The 15,769-nt window shown below is 72.6% G+C and carries 11 protein-coding genes, 1 tRNA gene and 1 pseudogene; 5 read left to right on the forward strand and 8 right to left on the reverse strand.

All coding sequences use genetic code 11. From position 1 onward, the window contains the following. Both OFY01_RS07700 and OFY01_RS07705 read left to right on the forward strand, forming a co-directional pair. Nucleotides 1–475: pseudogene (locus tag OFY01_RS07700) on the forward strand (hydrolase); the annotation flags it as partial. 52 nt (nucleotides 476–527) lie between these two features. Beyond that, nucleotides 528–1,184 (forward strand): SDR family oxidoreductase, encoded by a 657-nt coding sequence (locus OFY01_RS07705; protein ID WP_266597633.1) that lies wholly within the window; start codon nucleotides 528–530, stop codon nucleotides 1,182–1,184. 120 nt (nucleotides 1,185–1,304) lie between these two features. Here OFY01_RS07705 and OFY01_RS07710 read toward each other — a convergent pair whose 3' ends face one another. The 4 genes from OFY01_RS07710 to OFY01_RS07725 form a co-directional block, all read right to left on the reverse strand. Continuing rightward, nucleotides 1,305–1,553, reverse strand: coding sequence for a hypothetical protein (locus tag OFY01_RS07710; protein ID WP_407700297.1), 249 nt, complete (start codon nucleotides 1,551–1,553; stop codon nucleotides 1,305–1,307). A gap of 120 nt (nucleotides 1,554–1,673) precedes the next feature. Further along, nucleotides 1,674–2,270 (reverse strand): DUF5825 family protein, encoded by a 597-nt coding sequence (locus tag OFY01_RS07715; protein WP_266597635.1) that lies wholly within the window; start codon nucleotides 2,268–2,270, stop codon nucleotides 1,674–1,676. Continuing rightward, nucleotides 2,267–4,201 (reverse strand): RiPP maturation radical SAM C-methyltransferase, encoded by a 1,935-nt coding sequence (locus tag OFY01_RS07720; protein WP_266597636.1) that lies wholly within the window; start codon nucleotides 4,199–4,201, stop codon nucleotides 2,267–2,269. The genes OFY01_RS07715 and OFY01_RS07720 overlap by 4 nt, the downstream gene beginning before the upstream one ends. 150 nt (nucleotides 4,202–4,351) lie before the next feature. Continuing rightward, nucleotides 4,352–4,433, reverse strand: a tRNA-Tyr gene (locus OFY01_RS07725). 193 nt (nucleotides 4,434–4,626) lie between these two features. Here OFY01_RS07725 and OFY01_RS07730 point away from each other — a divergent pair. The 3 genes from OFY01_RS07730 (at nucleotide 4,627) to OFY01_RS07740 (ending at nucleotide 8,267) form a co-directional block, all read left to right on the forward strand. Beyond that, complete coding sequence (locus OFY01_RS07730; RefSeq protein ID WP_266597638.1) at nucleotides 4,627–5,115, forward strand: YajQ family cyclic di-GMP-binding protein; 489 nt, start codon at nucleotides 4,627–4,629, stop codon at nucleotides 5,113–5,115. A 207-nt stretch (nucleotides 5,116–5,322) separates the two neighbouring features. Further along, entirely contained in the window at nucleotides 5,323–5,763 is a 441-nt protein-coding gene (locus OFY01_RS07735; RefSeq protein WP_266597640.1) for a hypothetical protein, read from the forward strand. After that, complete coding sequence (locus OFY01_RS07740; protein WP_266597642.1) at nucleotides 5,760–8,267, forward strand: CHAT domain-containing protein; 2,508 nt, start codon at nucleotides 5,760–5,762, stop codon at nucleotides 8,265–8,267. Before OFY01_RS07735 ends, OFY01_RS07740 begins: the two co-directional genes overlap by 4 nt. A gap of 456 nt (nucleotides 8,268–8,723) precedes the next feature. Here OFY01_RS07740 and OFY01_RS07745 read toward each other — a convergent pair whose 3' ends face one another. From OFY01_RS07745 to OFY01_RS07760, 4 genes are all read right to left on the reverse strand, one after another. Next, the gene (locus tag OFY01_RS07745; RefSeq protein WP_266597643.1) at nucleotides 8,724–11,369 is read right to left on the reverse strand and encodes an Hsp70 family protein; all 2,646 of its coding nucleotides are present in this window, start codon (nucleotides 11,367–11,369) and stop codon (nucleotides 8,724–8,726) included. Beyond that, nucleotides 11,366–12,097 (reverse strand): procyclic acidic repetitive family protein, encoded by a 732-nt coding sequence (locus OFY01_RS07750; protein ID WP_266597645.1) that lies wholly within the window; start codon nucleotides 12,095–12,097, stop codon nucleotides 11,366–11,368. Before OFY01_RS07750 ends, OFY01_RS07745 begins: the two co-directional genes overlap by 4 nt. Nucleotides 12,098–12,191: 94 nt before the next feature. Continuing rightward, a complete protein-coding gene (locus tag OFY01_RS07755) occupies nucleotides 12,192–12,647 on the reverse strand; it encodes a hypothetical protein (protein ID WP_266597647.1) in 456 nt (151 codons plus the stop codon). Beyond that, a complete protein-coding gene (locus tag OFY01_RS07760) occupies nucleotides 12,647–14,944 on the reverse strand; it encodes a tetratricopeptide repeat protein (RefSeq protein ID WP_266597648.1) in 2,298 nt (765 codons plus the stop codon). The genes OFY01_RS07755 and OFY01_RS07760 overlap by 1 nt, the downstream gene beginning before the upstream one ends. Between the last annotated feature and the right edge of the window lie 825 nt (nucleotides 14,945–15,769).

Raw genomic sequence — 15,769 nt, forward strand, 5'->3', positions numbered from 1 at the left:
GCGGGCCGCCGGGGTGCGGCTCGCGGCGGGCAGCGGGGCGCTGCGGGACGTCTCGAACCCGGTGGGCCGGGGCGATCCGCTGGAGGCCGCCTACCTGCTGGCCTCCCGGTACGGGCTGCGCCCCGAGGACGCGTACGACGCGGTGAGCTCTGCGGCCCGCGCCGCGCTCGGCCTGCCGGAGGTGCGGGTGGAGGCCGGGTTCCCGGCGGACCTCCTCGCCGTGCGCGGGGACCGGTTGGCGGGTGCGCTCTCGCTCGCGTACAGCCGGATCGTCGTACACCGGGGGCGGGTGGTGGCGCGGACCAGCGCGGTACGGGAGTACTGCGACTCGGCGGCCGCGGTCGCGCTCGACCTGCCGCGACAGGGGCGGGTTACGGGACCGGGGAGTTCGGGAGGCTCGGGAGGACTCGGGGGACTCGGAGGGCCCGGAGGACCGGGAGGACCGGGAGGACCGGGAGGACCGGGAGTGGCGTGACCCGGCGGGTGGTTGCACGGTGAACCGCCCGTCCCCGGCGTACCGTCGGAGCATGCGCATTGTCATCGCTGGGGGTCATGGTCAGATCGCGCTGCGCCTGGAGCGGCTGCTCTCCGCGCGCGGGGACGAGGTCTCGGGAATCATTCGCAGGCACGAGCAGGGTGACGACCTGCGGGAGGCCGGTGCCGAACCGGTGCTGTGCGACCTGGAGTCGGCGTCCGTGGAGGAGGTCGCGGCGCACTTGCAGGGCGCGGACGCCGCGGTGTTCGCCGCGGGCGCGGGTCCGGGCAGCGGCGCCGCCCGCAAGGACACCGTCGACCGGGACGCCGCCGTGCTCTTCGCCGACGCGGCGGAGCGGGCCGGGGTGCGCCGGTACGTCGTGGTGTCGTCGATGGGCGCGGACGCCGCGCATCAGGGCGACGACGTCTTCGACGTGTACCTGCGCGCCAAGGGCGCGGCCGACGACGACGTACGCCGCCGCACGGGCCTGGACTGGACGATCCTGCGCCCCGGCTCGCTGACGAACGACGCCGGCACGGGCCTGGTACGCCTGGAGGCGTCGACCGGGCGGGGTTCGATCCCGCGCGACGACGTGGCCGCGGTCCTCGCCGAACTGGTGGACACGCCCGGCACGGTCGGTCTCACCCTGGAGCTGATCTCGGGCTCGTCGCCGGTATCGGTGTCGGTGAAGTCGGTGGCCGGGAACTGAAGAACCGGTGTGCCCAGAGCCTGGCCCGAGAACTGTCCCGGGAACCGGCCCGAGAAGTGGTGCCGGGAACCGGCCCGAGAACTGGTCCCTGGAACTGGGCCCGAGAGCTGGGCCGGAGGGCTAGAACAGCGGTAGTTGTCCCGGGACGTACGGCACCACGTACCCGTCCAGCGCGTCCTGTACGGCGCCGAGCTGGGCGGGGCGGCGGGATCCGGGGCAGGAGACCAGGTCCCCGGAGCGGAGCCGGGAGTTCGGGGCCGGGTCGTGGCGCGCGAACCGGCCCGCCACGACGGCGATCTCGCGGTGGCACTCGGGGCAGGCCCGGCGGCGGGACGCGCTCGGCTTGGAGGCCGGCCTGAAGGCCGACACGGACGCCGGCACGGAGGCTGGCTCGGAGGTCGGCATGGACGTCGGCTCGGAGGTCGGCTCGGACGTCGGCTCGGACGTCGGCTCGGAGGTGGACATGGGTCAAGTCTGCGTCCGCAGGCGTCAGATCGCGGTGCCCGGCACGGGCCAGCGGCGGATGCGGGGCGGCAGCGCCACCGCCCAGCCGTCGACGGCGAGCACGAGCCGGTCCTCGGCGAGCAGCCGGGCGGCCTCGCGAAGACGCGCGTCGAGGCCGTCGAGCGGCGCGGGTTCGCGCAGCGCGCGGAAGGCGGCGAGCAGGCCGGGGTGGTCGAGCAGGAGCCGGGCGGGCGCCGGGTGCTCCCTGCGGTCCATGACGGCGACGAAACCGGGGCCGCGCCGGTGGTAGAGCATCCCGTACGAGTGACGCTCCCGCCAGTCACGCAGCAGCTCGGTCAACTCCGCTGCTTCGCCCGCCTGTCGAACGGGTGGCGGCAGATGGCTCAGCAGCCCCAGGTCGTACGTGAGACGCCGGGAGCCGCACGGATGGCGCCCCGCCGCGCGGCACCCCGTCCCACCCGCCTGCTCCCACTGCGTACGCAGCCCGAGGGACTGGCATTCACGCAGGAAGTGCACCCCGCGGGTGACGTCAGCGCCGTCACCGTACAGGTGCAGTTTCTCGGTGACGCGGACCGTTCCGGCGGTGACGCGATGGGCGACGGTGGCGGGCAGGAGGCTCATCGGGCGGCCTCTTGGGGCAGGACCTCGACACGTATGGGCACGTGGCGCGTGGGCAGGGACACGTGCGCGTGCCCGTCGGTGAAGAGCAGTCCGAGGCCGCGGGCCTGGGCCAGCCAGTCGTCGAGTTCCCCGTCGGTCACCTCGTGCCCGTCGGCGGCGAGGCGGCGGCGCAGGGCGGCGGCCGTGCGGCCGTCCTCGAGAAGGCGGAGGGCGGCGGCGTGCCAGCCGTCGAACCAGTAGGTGCGGTGCGGCCACCCCTGCCGCCGGTCGCGGACGAGCAGGGACTCGCCGTGCTGCCCGGTCTCCTCCATGACCAGCGTCGACGTGTGGTGCCGCGTGTGCCACGCCGCCACCGCGCCGAGCAGCCGTTCCTCGATCGCGCCGCCGATGCCCGCGTCCTCCGTGTCGAACAGGTAGACGAGGTCGGCGAGTTCGCTCTCCGGCAGCTCGTAGACGTGCTGGTACATGTCGGCGGGCCGACGCTTGGGGAACCCGAGGGACGGGTCGGTGTAGTACGGGCTGAACCGTTCGAGCTGGATGCGGTGGGCGCCGCCCGGCGGCTGGAGGTGGACGAGCGCGGGCAGTTGCGCGAGCACGCGCGCGTAGTCCTCCGCCGTCTCTCCGGGGAACCCGTAGAGGAGGTTCCAGGCGCAGGTGATGGCGCGGTTGTCGAGTTCCCGCAGCGTACGGACGTTACGGGCGCCGCTGACGCCCTTGTCCATCAGCTCCAGGACCCGGCTGCTCAGGCTCTCGATGCCGGGCTGGAGAAGCACGGCGCCCGCCCGGCTCAGCAGCTCGATCTGCCCCCGGTCGAGGTTGGACTTCACCTCGTAGTGCATCCGCAGGTCCCAGCCGCTCTCGGCGGCCAGCGGCAGGAAGTCCTTGAAGTACGCCATGTCGAGGATGTTGTCGACGGTGACGATGTCGAGGATGCGGTGGCGCCGCACCAGGTGCTCGATCTCCTGCCACAGCCGTTCGCCGGGCTTGGCGCGGAAGGACAGGGCGGCGCCGTTGAGCCCGCAGAAGGTGCAGTGGTGCTTCTCGCCCCACCAGCACCCTCTGGCCCCCTCGACGACGAGCTTCGGCTGTACGTACTCCAGGACGGGCGAGGCTTCGATGGCCGTCTGCCACTGGTCGTAGTCGGGCGCGGGGATGTCGGCGGGCGGCACGACCCGCCGCGTCCCGGCATTGGCACGCGACACGCCGCCGTTGCCGCCGTCGCGGCCGTCGCCGCCATCGCCGCCGTGGTCCCACCAGCACAGTCCGGGTACGTCGGCCGGGGGCGTGCCCGCGTCGAGGTGGGCGAGGAGCGCGGGTAAGGCGTGCTCACCCTCGCCTCGGACGACGTGGTCGACGTGCGGGTGGTTGCGGTGCAGGGCGTGCCCCATGGGGCCCTCGCAGTTGCTCCCGCCGAAGACGACGGTCAGGCGGGGGCGGCGGCGCTTGAGTTCGGCGGCGAGTGCGAGCGAGGCGACGTTCTGCTGAAAGGTACTGGTGAACCCGACGACGAGAGGCCCATCGACGGGCTCAGGGTCGTCACCGAGCAGTTCTCGCGCGCAGGCGTCGATGAACGCGGCGGCGTGGCGGCGCATCGCGACGGCGGTGTCGACCAGAGCGGCGTCGAGCCCGCGCCGGGCCGCGTACCGGCGCATCCGCCCGGTTCCCCACTCCTCGTCCCCGTACAGCACGCCGGAGAACACCCAGTCGCCGAGCCCGTGGAAGACGGCACCGCTGCCGACCGCCTCGTAGTCGCGCGGCCGCAGCCGCCCGCCCGACCGGTCGAGGAGAAACTCGGCCCAGCGCAGCGACCCGTGGAACTCGCGCACCTCGTCGCCCGGCCGGACCCGGTCGAGGAGCCGGTGCAGAAGCCCCACCTGGAGTGACGGCAGGTCGAGCGGCTGCCAGGGCATCGTCACGAGCTGCACACGCATGCTGTTCCTCTGCTGTTCCTCCGCCCGCGCGACACGGCCGCTCACCCTAGGGGTGTGACAGGCGTCGCACAACCGGCACACAGCAGAAGAAAGCCCCTCCGCGCTGCGTCTCCGCAGTTCAGAGGGGCTTCCTCAGGGTTTCCCCAAGTGTGGCGGCGCCAGGATTCGAACCTGGGAAGGCTGAGCCGGCAGATTTACAGTCTGCTCCCTTTGGCCGCTCGGGCACACCGCCTTGGGTAGCTGCCGAGGCGCCCCGCTCTCGGGCGGTGCTCCGTGGCAACGACGTAAACAATACCCGATGCACAGGGGTGGTCCGCCACCCGATTGATCGCCAGGTGGACGCGGTGCGGTGGCTAGGCTTTGCGCACGGCGCGGCTCCCCGGCGCGCGCCCCATCACGCACCCCGATACAAGGAGCCACAGGACATGGCCGACTCCAGTTTCGACATCGTCTCGAAGGTCGAGCGGCAGGAGGTCGACAACGCCCTCAACCAGGCCGCCAAGGAGATCTCGCAGCGCTACGACTTCAAGGGGACGGATGCCTCGATCGCCTGGTCGGGCGAGAAGATCCTGATGCAGGCGAACGGCGAGGAGCGCGTCAAGGCGATCCTCGACATCTTCCAGTCCAAGCTGGTCAAGCGCGGCATCTCCCTCAAGGCGCTGGACGCCGGTGAGCCGCAGCTGTCCGGCAAGGAGTACAAGATCTTCGCCTCCATCGAGGAGGGCATCTCTCAGGAGAACGCCAAGAAGGTCGCCAAGGCGATCCGCGACGAGGGCCCCAAGGGGGTCAAGGCCCAGGTGCAGGGCGACGAGCTCCGCGTCACCTCCAAGAGCCGTGACGACCTGCAGGCCGTGATCGCGCTCCTGAAGGGCAAGGACTTCGACTTCGCGCTGCAGTTCGTGAACTACCGGTAGGGCACCACCGGTAGGACCGATGCGGGGAGGGGCGGCGCCACCTTGGCGCCGCCCCTCCCCGCTTCTCGTCGTCACGCCTTCGCTTGTCGCGTCAACTTGCCCGGAAACAGCGGCGATCAACGCGATGCGATGGTCTGCTGAAGGTCATTGGTGCCACGCTGGTGGCACTGCTGTTTCCGCTGTCGCGGGAGAAGGCCGGAGGTACGGATGACGATGGAGCTGGAGCTGCACGGCCCTGATCCGGGGCCCGAGCTCGACGGGCTGCGCCAGGCGCTGACGGCCGCGGGGGCCGCCCGCGTCGAGCAGACGCTGCTGGCCGCGCCGGAACCCGAGCACCGGGCGGCCGGGCTCGTCGAGGTGACCACGCTCATCGTGGGTGGGGTGGGCAACGTCGTGGCCATCGTGGAGACGGTGCGGCAGTGGCTCGCCCGGCGGCACGACGCCGCCGCGCACCGGGCCGTCGCCTCGCCCGGCGAGGAGGCCGTGCCGCGGGTCGTCGTGACCATGGGCGAGGACACGCTCGAACTGGTGCATCCGACCGACCGCGCCCAGTCCGAGGCCATCGCCCTCTTCTACGAGCGTCATCGACCGGGCGCGGCGGGCGGCGCCGGTGGGGCGGCCGACGCCGTCGGCGGGCCCCGGCCATGACGTCCACCACCTTGCAGGTACGGGTCTCCGAGCCGCGTCCCGGCCGTACCCAGTACGCGTACGAACTGCGCTCGGGCAGCGGGTCGTTGATGGGCCCCCTGGAACAGGAGCACACCGTCCCCGTCAGCCAGGACCTGGTCAAGGGACTGTGCAAGGCGATCGACGAGACGCTCAGGGACGACGGTGCCGACCCGCAGTCGCACGCCGGGCTCGTGCGGCTCGGCGGGCAGCTGTACGACGCGCTGTTCCCGCAGACCGGGCGGCTCGACCTGGTGCGGCGGCTGCGCGAGTCGACCGGGCCGCTGATGGTGCAGAGCAACGAGTCACTGGTGCCGTGGGAGCTGCTCCACGACGAGCAGGAGTTCCTCGGGCTGCGCCACGACATGGGGCGGCGCGCCCGCGTGGAGGGCCCGGTCGTGAGCGGGCGCACCAGCAACCGGATCGGGCGTGCCCTGGTGGTCGGGGACACGCTCGGCGATCTGGCGTCGGCACGGGAGGAGACCGCGCGGATCAGCGCGTGGCTGACCGAGCGGGGCGTCGAGTGCACGGTGCTGACCGGCGCCCGAGCCACGCTCATCCGCATCGTCGGGGAGCTGGCCGACAAGACGGCACCGTACGACTTGTTCCACTACTCGGGGCATGTCTCGGGCGTGCCGGGCGCCGCCGGGCTGCTCGTCCACGACCGCAAGTTCCTCGGGCACGACGCGCTGCAGCCGCTCGCCCGGCGCGGGGCCCCGCCCATCGTGTTCATCAACGGGTGCGCGTCGGCCGATCCGACGCTCGACTCCGGTTCGCGCGCGCTCGCCGAGTCCGCGCAGACCATGAGCGCCTGCATGTCCTTCATGCTCATGGGCGCGAAGACGGTGGTCGGGACGCGCACACCGGTGGGCGACGCGAGCGCGCTGCGGTTCGCCGAGGCGTTCTACGGGCAGCTGCGGGACGAGGTGGAGGCCGGTGCCGCCGTGCGCAAGGCGCGGGCGGAGCTGGCGGAGGGCCACGACGGGACATGGGCGTCGTTCGTACTGTACGGGGACCCCGGCGTACGGATCGTCGCGGCGCCCGAGCCGCCGCCGGAGGAACAGAAGCCGCCGCGGCCCGGCTACACGCCCCAGGCCCTCGACCTGCTGCGCAGAGCCACTCGGTTCGGGGCGATGCGCGGCATCATCACGTCGGTGGACCTGCTGACGGCGCTGCTCGACACGGACGAGATACGCGAGCGGGCTGCCGCACGCGTCGGTACCACGCGGCTGCACCGGCTGACCGAACTGCTGCGGGAGGTGCAGAGCCATACGCCCGTGGGGGCGGGCGCCGATCACGACGGCGGAGACGACATCGGTAGCGGTGGCGGCGGTGGCGGTGGCGGTGGCGGCATCGCGGGGATCGGAGCGGCAGGCGACGCCGGTGCGGTCTCTACTGGCAGGGTCTCTGCGGGCTCGACCTCTGCGGACACGGTCTCTACGGGCTCGATCTCTACGGACACGGCCTCTACGGACACGGCCTCTACGGGCTCGGACGCTGCCGATACCACCCCTGCCGGTGCCGCCACCACCTCTGCCGGTGTGTCCGCCTCCGCCAACGGATCTTCCGTCAACGGGAGTTCTCGACGGAGCGATGGCGGGCGCATGGCCTTCTCCGACACCATCGCGCAGGTCGTCGAGGGTGCGGACGCCGCTGCCCTGGCCGACGGGCGCGACAAGGTCGGCGTCGATGACATCGCGCTGGCCTTCCTGGCCACCGGCGGCGGCAACTGCGCGAAGTTGCTGCGTCTGTGCGGCGTACGGCCCGAGTTGCTGCTCGCTCCGGGGGTCGCGTCGGCGGGTCCGCCCGGTGACGCCGAGCGGATTCTCGACCTGTCGGCGCTGGGGGACGGGGCGGCGGCCGCGGTGCGCAGCGCCCGGATGCTCGCGGCGATCGGCGAGAAGCGGATCAGTTCGAGTCTGCTGCTGCGGGCCTTCGCCGTCGCGGGCAGCGACGTGTTGCGGGACGCGCTCGCCGAGCAGGGTGAGCAGGGGCGTGCGGCCTTCGACCGGCTGGCGCGACTTGACCACCGGCCGCGGCGCCGCGAGTTCTACTCCCGTACCCGCCACAAGCTGGAACGGTTGTCGGCCCAGGCGGCGGAGTCCGGCACGCCCGTCGGCGAGGAGGCGCTACTCCTTGAGCTCCTCGCCGAGGGGGACTCCACAGCCTGCAAGATGCTCCGCAGGCTGGGCGTGGAACCGGAGGCCGTCACCCAGGTCCTTCGGGAGCGTCGAGGGGCTCCCGAGGCGGCTCCTCCAGTGATTGAGGCAGCTCCTGAGGTGACCGACGAGGTGGCTGCTGAGGTGACTGCCGAGGCGACTCCTCCAGTGATTGAGGTGGCTCCTGAGGTGACCGACGAGGTGGCTGCTGAGGCTCGGGACGTCCCGACCGTGTGGGAGGACCCTGAGGTTCGGGAGAGCCGGCAGGAGGCGCCGAGGGAACCCGACGAGCCGCGGGAGCCCGAGAGGCAGGCCCCCCAGGGCTGAGGTCAGGGCCCTCGACCGGTTCGGCGAGGGCGGCGAGGGCGGCCAGGCCCGCTCTGGCCGTCGGGTCCTGGGGGCGGCGGGCCAGGGTCTGGGTCCACTGGTGGCGGGCCTGCGCCGTGTCGCCCAGCTCGTGGCAGGCGAGGCCCAGGGCGGTACGGGCCTCCGTGTCGTGCGGGCACCAGTGGACGATCGCCGCGAAGTGGTCGCGGGCCACCTGGAAGTCGCCGCGCCGGGCCGCCGCGAGGCCGTCGTTGAACAGGCGCGCGGTGTGCGTGCCGAGCCGTACGAAGGCGCGCAGCGGCGTGCCGCAGCGGCGGCAGGTTTCGGCCATGGCGTCGTTGTGCGTACGGCAGCGCGGGATGGGGCAGACCACCGCCACCACGGTCTCGGCCGTGGCGGCCGTGGCGGCCGTGGCGGCCGTAGAGGCGGGGGAGGCGGTGGAGGCCCTCGGTGGCGTCACTGGTGGCCTCCCGTGCCCGGCCCGCCGGAGCCGCCCAGGATGATCGGGATGCCGGCGGTGTCGCCGCCGCGTACATCGATCAGCATGCGGGCGAGTTGGCGAAGGCGCGCGTTCAGCTTGCTGATGTCGCGCAGCACGGCGTCCGGGTCCGTGGCGATGCGCGCTTCCTGAACGCGCAACTTGCCGTGGATCTCGGCAAGTTCGCGCGACTCGGCCGCGCGCCCTGTGGCGTCGGCGACCCTGATCAGCTCCTCGGTTCCCTTCATGTCCGCCCGCAGCTGGGACGCCGCCCGGACCGCCGCCGGGATCTCCGTCGCCGGAGCCGTGCGCATCAGGCCCCTCATATAGGTGAAGACCCGCTGCAACTGCTGGATGACCTCGCCGTACGCGCGCTGATCCCGGGCCGCGTGGACCTGTTCGCCCCGGCGGCGCTGTTCCTCGATGCCGCGCGCGATCTCGGGCGCGTCGAACGTCTTGCCCTCCGGGACCCCGTCCTGCGCCAGCTGGGCATGCAGGCCGAGGCAGTCGCTGACCAGCTCGTCGAACTCGGCTTTCGGCGGCTGGAGTTCGCCGCCGTGCCGGGCGACGGATCCGACCGCCTTCTCCAGCTCACGGAACTCGTGGACGGCCGCGGCCACGTCGCCGCGCTCCTTGGCCTCGCGGAACGCCTTCTCGGCCACGGTCCACTCCGCCTTCGCGGTGTTCTGCGGGCCCGCCGGGAGGTAACCGACGTTCTCCTGGAACCGCTTGCGCAGCTCCGCCGCCTCGTCCTCGCTCGGCATGTCACGCTCGACCGGCACCTCGATGGGCACGTCGAAGGAGACGTCGCCGATGGAGCCGCGCACGGCGATCGCCGCGTTCTCGTACATGGATACGGTCAGTCTGATCGCGGTGCCGCGCGGTGTGGACGACGGCACCAGGACCGTGATGATCTGGATGGGCACGCTCTGCTGGAACAGGCGCAGCTCGACCCGTTCCTTGCCCGGGTGGGCGAACTCGAAGTCGGGGCTCTCGAACGGCAGTTGCTGCATCGCCGGGACGAGCTCCTTGTGGCCGGTGCGGCCGTCGCCGTAGTCGACCTCCATCAGGATGGCCTTGGCGTTGATCGCGGCGCCGCCCATGCCGCCGTCCGGCCGCTGTTCGCCCGAGGTGTGCGCGAGCTGGCGGCCCGCCGTGGCGCGCAGATCGCCGTAGGCGTCGTAGACCTCGAAGGTGAGGCTGGACTCGGCGTCGGGCTGTACGGGTACGTCGCGGAAGGCGAAGGCGCCCTCCGGGGAGAGGTCGACCTGGTCCTCGAAACCGGCGGTGACCAGGCGGACCTGCCCGTCGCTGAGGTCGAGGGAGTCGGTGAGCGCCTGGACGGTGCCGCCGACGGAGGTGGCGGAGCGGCCGGTGGTGGCGGTGCCGTGGAAGGAGACGCGGACCGTGCGGTCCTGGTCGTAGACGGCGAGCCCGCCGACGGCCGCGGCCCGCACCGCCGCGCCGAGCGCGACGACCGTGTCCACCTGCTCGTACACCGGCTCCGCGCACGCGGCCCGCACCTGCCGCGGCGAGTCGGGGGCGGGTCCGGCGCACAGCTGGTCGGTGACCATCTGCCGCACCAGCGGCATGTGGGTGGAGCCGCCCGCCAGGATGATGTGGTCGACGTCGGCGAGAGTGATGCCGGCGCGTTCGCTCGCGCGGGCGATGGCCTCGTCGCAGTAGGTGAAGGTGCGCTCGATGAACGGGCGGGCCACCGCGTCGAGTTCGTCGCGTTCGAGGAGCGTCTCGATGACGACCGGCTCGCCGTTCTTGTCGAGGAGGCGGCCGGCGTCGCGCAGCACGTACTCGGTCCGCTCCGTCAGCGCCTTCTTGGCGCCCTCGGCGAGGATCTTCAGCTGGCTGAAGCGCAGCGCGTCCTCGGGGTCGTTCGCCACGTCGAGGTCGAGCGCGTAGCCGTCCTCCTGGAGCATCTTCTGCAGGTGGCGGGCGACGGCCGCGTCGACGTCGTCGCCGCCGAGCCGGTTGTTGCCGCTGATGCCGAGCACCTCGAAGGTGCCCGCGGTGCAGCGCAGGATGCTGACGTCGAACGTGCCGCCGCCGAGGTCATAGACGAGGAACGTGCCGTTCTGCGTGGCGGTGCGCCAGCAGTAGTGGCTGGCGGCGGCGGTCGGCTCGTGCAGCAGACCGAGGACCTCAAGACCGGCCTGCTCGGCGGCCTCGCGGGTGGCGTCGATCTGCGGCTGGTCGAAGTAGGCGGGAACGGTGACCACCGCCCGGTCCACTATCCAGCGCGCGCCGTCGGTGTCGAAGCCCGCGACGTCCTGTTCGATCTGGTTCTTCATCTCGCGCAGGATCGCCGCGGAGACCTGCTGAGGGGTGTACGCCTCCCCGGCGAGGTCAACAGTCGTACGCGTCCCCATCAGGCGTTTCACGGAGGTGACGGGCTCCGGGGTACTGCCCTTGCGGGCGAATGCCTTGCGGCCCACGACCAGCTCACCACCGGCCGGGGAGCGCCACACGCAACTGGGGGTCGTGGAGGACTTGGTGACCTTGTCGCGGTGGATGAGGATGTCGTTGTCGGCCGGGTTCATGACCGCCACCGCACTGTTGGTCGTGCCGAGGTCGATGCCGACCGCCTTGCTCACGATCTGCTGCGTCATGCGTCGTTGTCCGTTTCGCCGGGTGCTTGCGATGGGGGTGTCTGGGGGCCGGACTGGGGTTCGGGCCGCGGTTCGTGATGAGGTTCGGACTGCGGTTCAGGCTGAGGTTCGGACTGCGGTCCGGGCCGCGGCTCAGACTGAGGTCCGGACTGGGGTTCGGACTGGGGTTCGGGTGAGCCCATGAAGACGCGGGCCAGGCGGACCACCGCACCGTGGTGGAAGACGGCGGGCTCATCCGTACGGGCCACCGACTCCGTGGCGAACTGGGCGCCATAGCGCCAGCCGATCGGGTCGGTCCAGTCAGCGACCTCATCGGCGGGGAGACCGACCGGGTCGCGGATCTCGACGCCGTCGTCCTTGAGGACCTGGAGCATCTGATCCTTGAGGATGCGCAGCCTGCGGTGGAGCCGGGCCTGGCCGCTGTCGGCCATGACCTCCTGACATTCGCCGATCAGCTGTTCGAACCTGCCCACCAGGGAGGCGACCTCGAAGAGCGCCTCACGCGCACCGGCCGCCGCCTGCGCCGCCTCGCCGCGCGCCGCGCCCAGGTCGTCGTGGCGGCGCTGCAGCACCCCGACGAGCTCGGCCTGCGGGGAGACAGCCTCATCGACGCCCTCGGCCATGGCGCGTTCGGCGAAGGTGTCCCAGGAGAGGGGTGAGGTGGCCGGTGCGGCCGGTCCGGGTGAGGTGGCTGGTGCGGCCGGTTCAGCCGGTGCCGCTTGTGCCACTGGTGCCGCTGGTGCCAGCGGTGCCGCCGGTGCCGCCGGTGTGGCCGGTGTGGCCGGTGCCGCCGGTGTGGCCGGTGTGGCCGGTGTGGCCCTTTCAGCCGAAGAGGACATCGCGGGCCTCCAGTTCCGTATCCGTCGCGTGCGGTCGCTGCCGCTCCAGGGCGTGCAGCCCGGCCTCGGGGACCGACTTGTGCAGCTCGCGCACAACGCGCCGTACAGCCTCGGGAAGATCGAAGTCGTCCGCGCTCAGACGGTGCCCGCGCAGGTCGGCAGGGTTGGGGCGGTGCCTGCGTGCGAAGGCGTCCAGGGCGCGGTCGCGGTACTCGGTGCCCGGCGGCTCGGTCAGCGCGTGCCGCTGCCTGGTGCGCGGATGCCCGATGAGTTCACGCATCGCCCAGTCGTACAGGGCGCGCTCCTGGTCGCTGCCCGCCGTGCGGATCCCGTCCTCCGCGCGCTCGACGATGCTCTGCTGGTCGGCGTCGACCGGCAGCCCGAGCACTTGGAAGGGGTTGGGGCGGCGATGGCGGGTGTGATGGTCTGCCGTGGTCATCACAGAAACCTCGTGATCCTCTCCTCGGTACCGGTCAGGTTGTCCGCGGCGGTCTGGTTGGCGGGGTGGCGGTCGAGGGCCTCGCGCAGCAGTGCTCGCGCGGCGACCAGGCCGAGCAGCGATTCGGTGTCGCCGTCCGGCGCGTTGTCGGCCGCCTTGATGAGGACGACGGCCCGGTTGTTGAGGAGCGTGGAGAGCGCCTGGTTGGTGTCCTGCACGAGCGTCGGGTCGTCGGTGATCTCGGGAGCGAGGTCGAGCACCTCACGCAGGCACTCCTCGGCGACGTCGAAATCGCGGTCCGAGAGCTCGCGCTTGCCCTTGCCGTACAGGGCGTTGGCCCGCAGCTTGACGTACGTCTTGTGGTTGGCGTCGGTGTCACGGATGCGGTCCAGCGCGGCCAGCGCGTCGTCGTAACGGCGGTCCGCGGTGTACTCCCGTACGGGGTCGAAGACCTGGTCCATGCGGCGCTGGTCGAGGAACTTGTCCACCTCGTGGTTGCCGGGGTCCCACGCCTTGGCCCGCTCCAGGAGCCGCACCGACTCCTCGCCGCGCCCGGCCAGCAGCCCGCGCTCCAGGTAGTGGAAGCCGAGCACCTGGTTCTCCTTCAGGTGCGGGCGGTTCTCGGTGCACTGCTCGGCCAGCAGGTCGACGAAACGGGTGGCGCGCTCGATGACCTCGGCCACTGCGTCCCAGTCGCTGATCGAGTACAGGCCGTACTGCCACTTGTTGTGCCACTCGACAGCGGTGCACAGGACGGTGACCGGCGCGAAGCCCTGCCGGACGGCCGCGTCCAGGATCTCGATGCCGGCCTCGTAGTCCCGTTCGACGCCGACCGGGAGCCGGCCCACGGCGTCGGGGTCGTCCACGCGTTCGGTGGCCGTACGGACCAGGTCCGCGGCCCAGTCGTCGAGCAGCCGCCCCGCGCGCTGCGCCGCCCAGGCGAACAGCTTTGGGTCGACGGCGCCGGGCACGGCCGCCGCCAGCGGCCCGTCGGCGAGCAGGGCCCGGGTGGCGTCGGGGCCTTCGCGCACAGCGGTCAGGCAGCGCAGGTGCGTGGCCATGTCGGCCGCACGGCCCACGTCGAGGGCGCGGGCGCCGTGCACGCGGTGCAGTTCGAGGAGCTCACCGATCAGGTCGCGGCGGAGCTCCGCGGCGGCCTCGGCGTCGTCGATCCCGGCGCGGGCCCAGAACCCCGGATGGGCCAGGAGCAGGGACCACAGGGCGGTGGCGGGGACGAGTTCGGGGCCCGGAGCGCCTTCGCGAGCGATGGCGGCGAGGGCCACTTCGCGGTGGAGAACGGCGAGGGTGTGTGGGAGGGCGAGAGGGTTGTGACGCCCGGCGTCGGCGCTGTCGACCTCGGCGTCGTCGACCTCAACGCTGTTGCCTCCGTCACCACTGTCACCGCCGTCACCACTGTCACCGCCGTCACCGCCGTCACCGCTGTTACCGCCGTCACCGCTGTTACCGGTGTCAGCGGCGTGAGCAGCGTCAGCGGCGTTGATGTCGAGCAGGGTCGCCAGTTCACGCAGCACGGCCGCCGCCTCGTCGCGCTCCAGGGCGTGCCAGAGCGCGGGGTAGAGCTCGGCCGAGACTTCGAGCTCGTGGTAGCGGCCGCGCCGCTCGAACTCGGCCGCAAAGCCGGGAAACAGCGCGGCGAGCAGCACGTCCATGCGGTCGTCGCGCTCCAGGAACACGAGGTGCCCGTGGACGGGGTGGTCGGGCGGCAGCAGCTGCGCCGCCGCGCCCAGCAGGTCGAGCGCCTCGGCCGCCTCCCCCGCCGCGTGAGCGACGACGCCGCGATGGCACAGGTACGCGCCGTACTCCTGCGCGGCGTCCGGCACGACCCGCAGCACGCGCCGCCACAACGCGTCGGCGGTGCCGTGATCGCCCAGAGCCACGGCGCAGTGGGCGAGGGTACGCAGGGTCGAACCGGCGGGATCGCCGCCCTCCCCCGCCGGGCCGTCGCTCGCTGGGCCATCTCCCGCTCGGCCGTCTCCCACGAGCCCGTCTCCCACGAGCCCGTCTCCCACGAGCCCGCCCGGCACGAGCCCGTCCGCCAGGGCCCGCACGATGCCGGCGAGGGCGTCGCCGCGCTCGTCGCGACGTTTGGCGCGGGCGATCCGCGCGCACAGGGCGGGCAGGACGGCGCCGAGGTCGAGCAGCCCGTCGAACTCCTCCGGCGCGTGCTCGGCGAGCCCCCGGGTGAGCAGTGCGGCAGCACGCGCCAGGTCCCGGTCGGCGAGCGCGGCCGCCCGCGCGACGAGCAGCGGCGCCCCGACCCCCGGCAACATCTCCACGGGCGGCGGCTCCCGGTCAAACTCCCCGCCGAGCACATGGGCGAGGAACACGGCGACCTCCCGTACGGAACCTCCGGGCACGGCAACCGCAACGCCGCGCCCACCCGCCCCACCGGAATCACCAGCGCCACCTGAACCACGTGAACCACCTGAACCACCTGAACCACCTGAACCACCAACGACACCTGGACCGCCATCAGCACCCGGCCCGCCATCGGCACCCGGCCCACTGCCACCACCCGGGCCACTTGGACCACCGGGAACACCAGAACCACCAGGAACACCAGGAACACCAACAACACCCGGCCCACCGGCGCCACCCGCGCCAGCATCCGCGGCACCCTGCGCCTGCGCCTGCCCCTGCCCCTGCCCCTGCCCCCGCGCCCACCCCGGCCCCGGCTCCGGCTCCGGCCCGCCATCCACCGCCCGCAGCAACGCCACAGCCTTCCCCCGCTCCCCCGCGTCGAGTGCGCCCGCCGCGGCCGTCAGGGCCGTGAGGGGGTCCTGGTCGGGTGGGGTGCGGTCGGCGCCGAGGTGGTGGTGGGCCCGGAACTGGTCCAGGATCGCGTCGAGTTCGGGTGCGGGGGCCATCGCGCAGGCGCGGGCCAGGGCCGCGGCCAGCGGGGCGGCCTCCGCGGCGGGTGTCCAGTCGGTGAGGGCCTCCGCGAGGACGGGTTCGGTGTGTGTGGGTTCGGCCAGGAGCTGGGCGAGGCCGAGCAGGCGGGCGAGCGGCGGGCGGTGCCGCACGGCGCGCCACGGGGGGCGGCCGCGTCCGGGCCGCGCGCAGCCGGTCGGACAGGATGTCGGGCCACCGGTGGTCGGCGC

This window comes from Streptomyces beihaiensis, from assembly GCF_026274175.1.
Classification (GTDB): Bacteria; Actinomycetota; Actinomycetes; order Streptomycetales; family Streptomycetaceae; genus Streptomyces; species Streptomyces beihaiensis.

What these genes read in the sequence shown, in the direction of transcription:
- OFY01_RS07745 (WP_266597643.1), bottom strand. Translation starts at nt 11,369, where the DNA reads ATGACGCAGCAGATCGTGAGCAAGGCGGTCGGCATCGACCTCGGCACG.
- OFY01_RS07755 (WP_266597647.1), bottom strand. Translation starts at nt 12,647, where the DNA reads ATGACCACGGCAGACCATCACACCCGCCATCGCCGCCCCAACCCCTTC.
- OFY01_RS07735 (WP_266597640.1), top strand. Translation starts at nt 5,323, where the DNA reads ATGACGATGGAGCTGGAGCTGCACGGCCCTGATCCGGGGCCCGAGCTC.
- OFY01_RS07730 (WP_266597638.1), top strand. Translation starts at nt 4,627, where the DNA reads ATGGCCGACTCCAGTTTCGACATCGTCTCGAAGGTCGAGCGGCAGGAG.
- OFY01_RS07740 (WP_266597642.1), top strand. Translation starts at nt 5,760, where the DNA reads ATGACGTCCACCACCTTGCAGGTACGGGTCTCCGAGCCGCGTCCCGGC.
- OFY01_RS07715 (WP_266597635.1), bottom strand. Translation starts at nt 2,270, where the DNA reads ATGAGCCTCCTGCCCGCCACCGTCGCCCATCGCGTCACCGCCGGAACG.
- OFY01_RS07720 (WP_266597636.1), bottom strand. Translation starts at nt 4,201, where the DNA reads ATGCGTGTGCAGCTCGTGACGATGCCCTGGCAGCCGCTCGACCTGCCG.
- OFY01_RS07705 (WP_266597633.1), top strand. Translation starts at nt 528, where the DNA reads ATGCGCATTGTCATCGCTGGGGGTCATGGTCAGATCGCGCTGCGCCTG.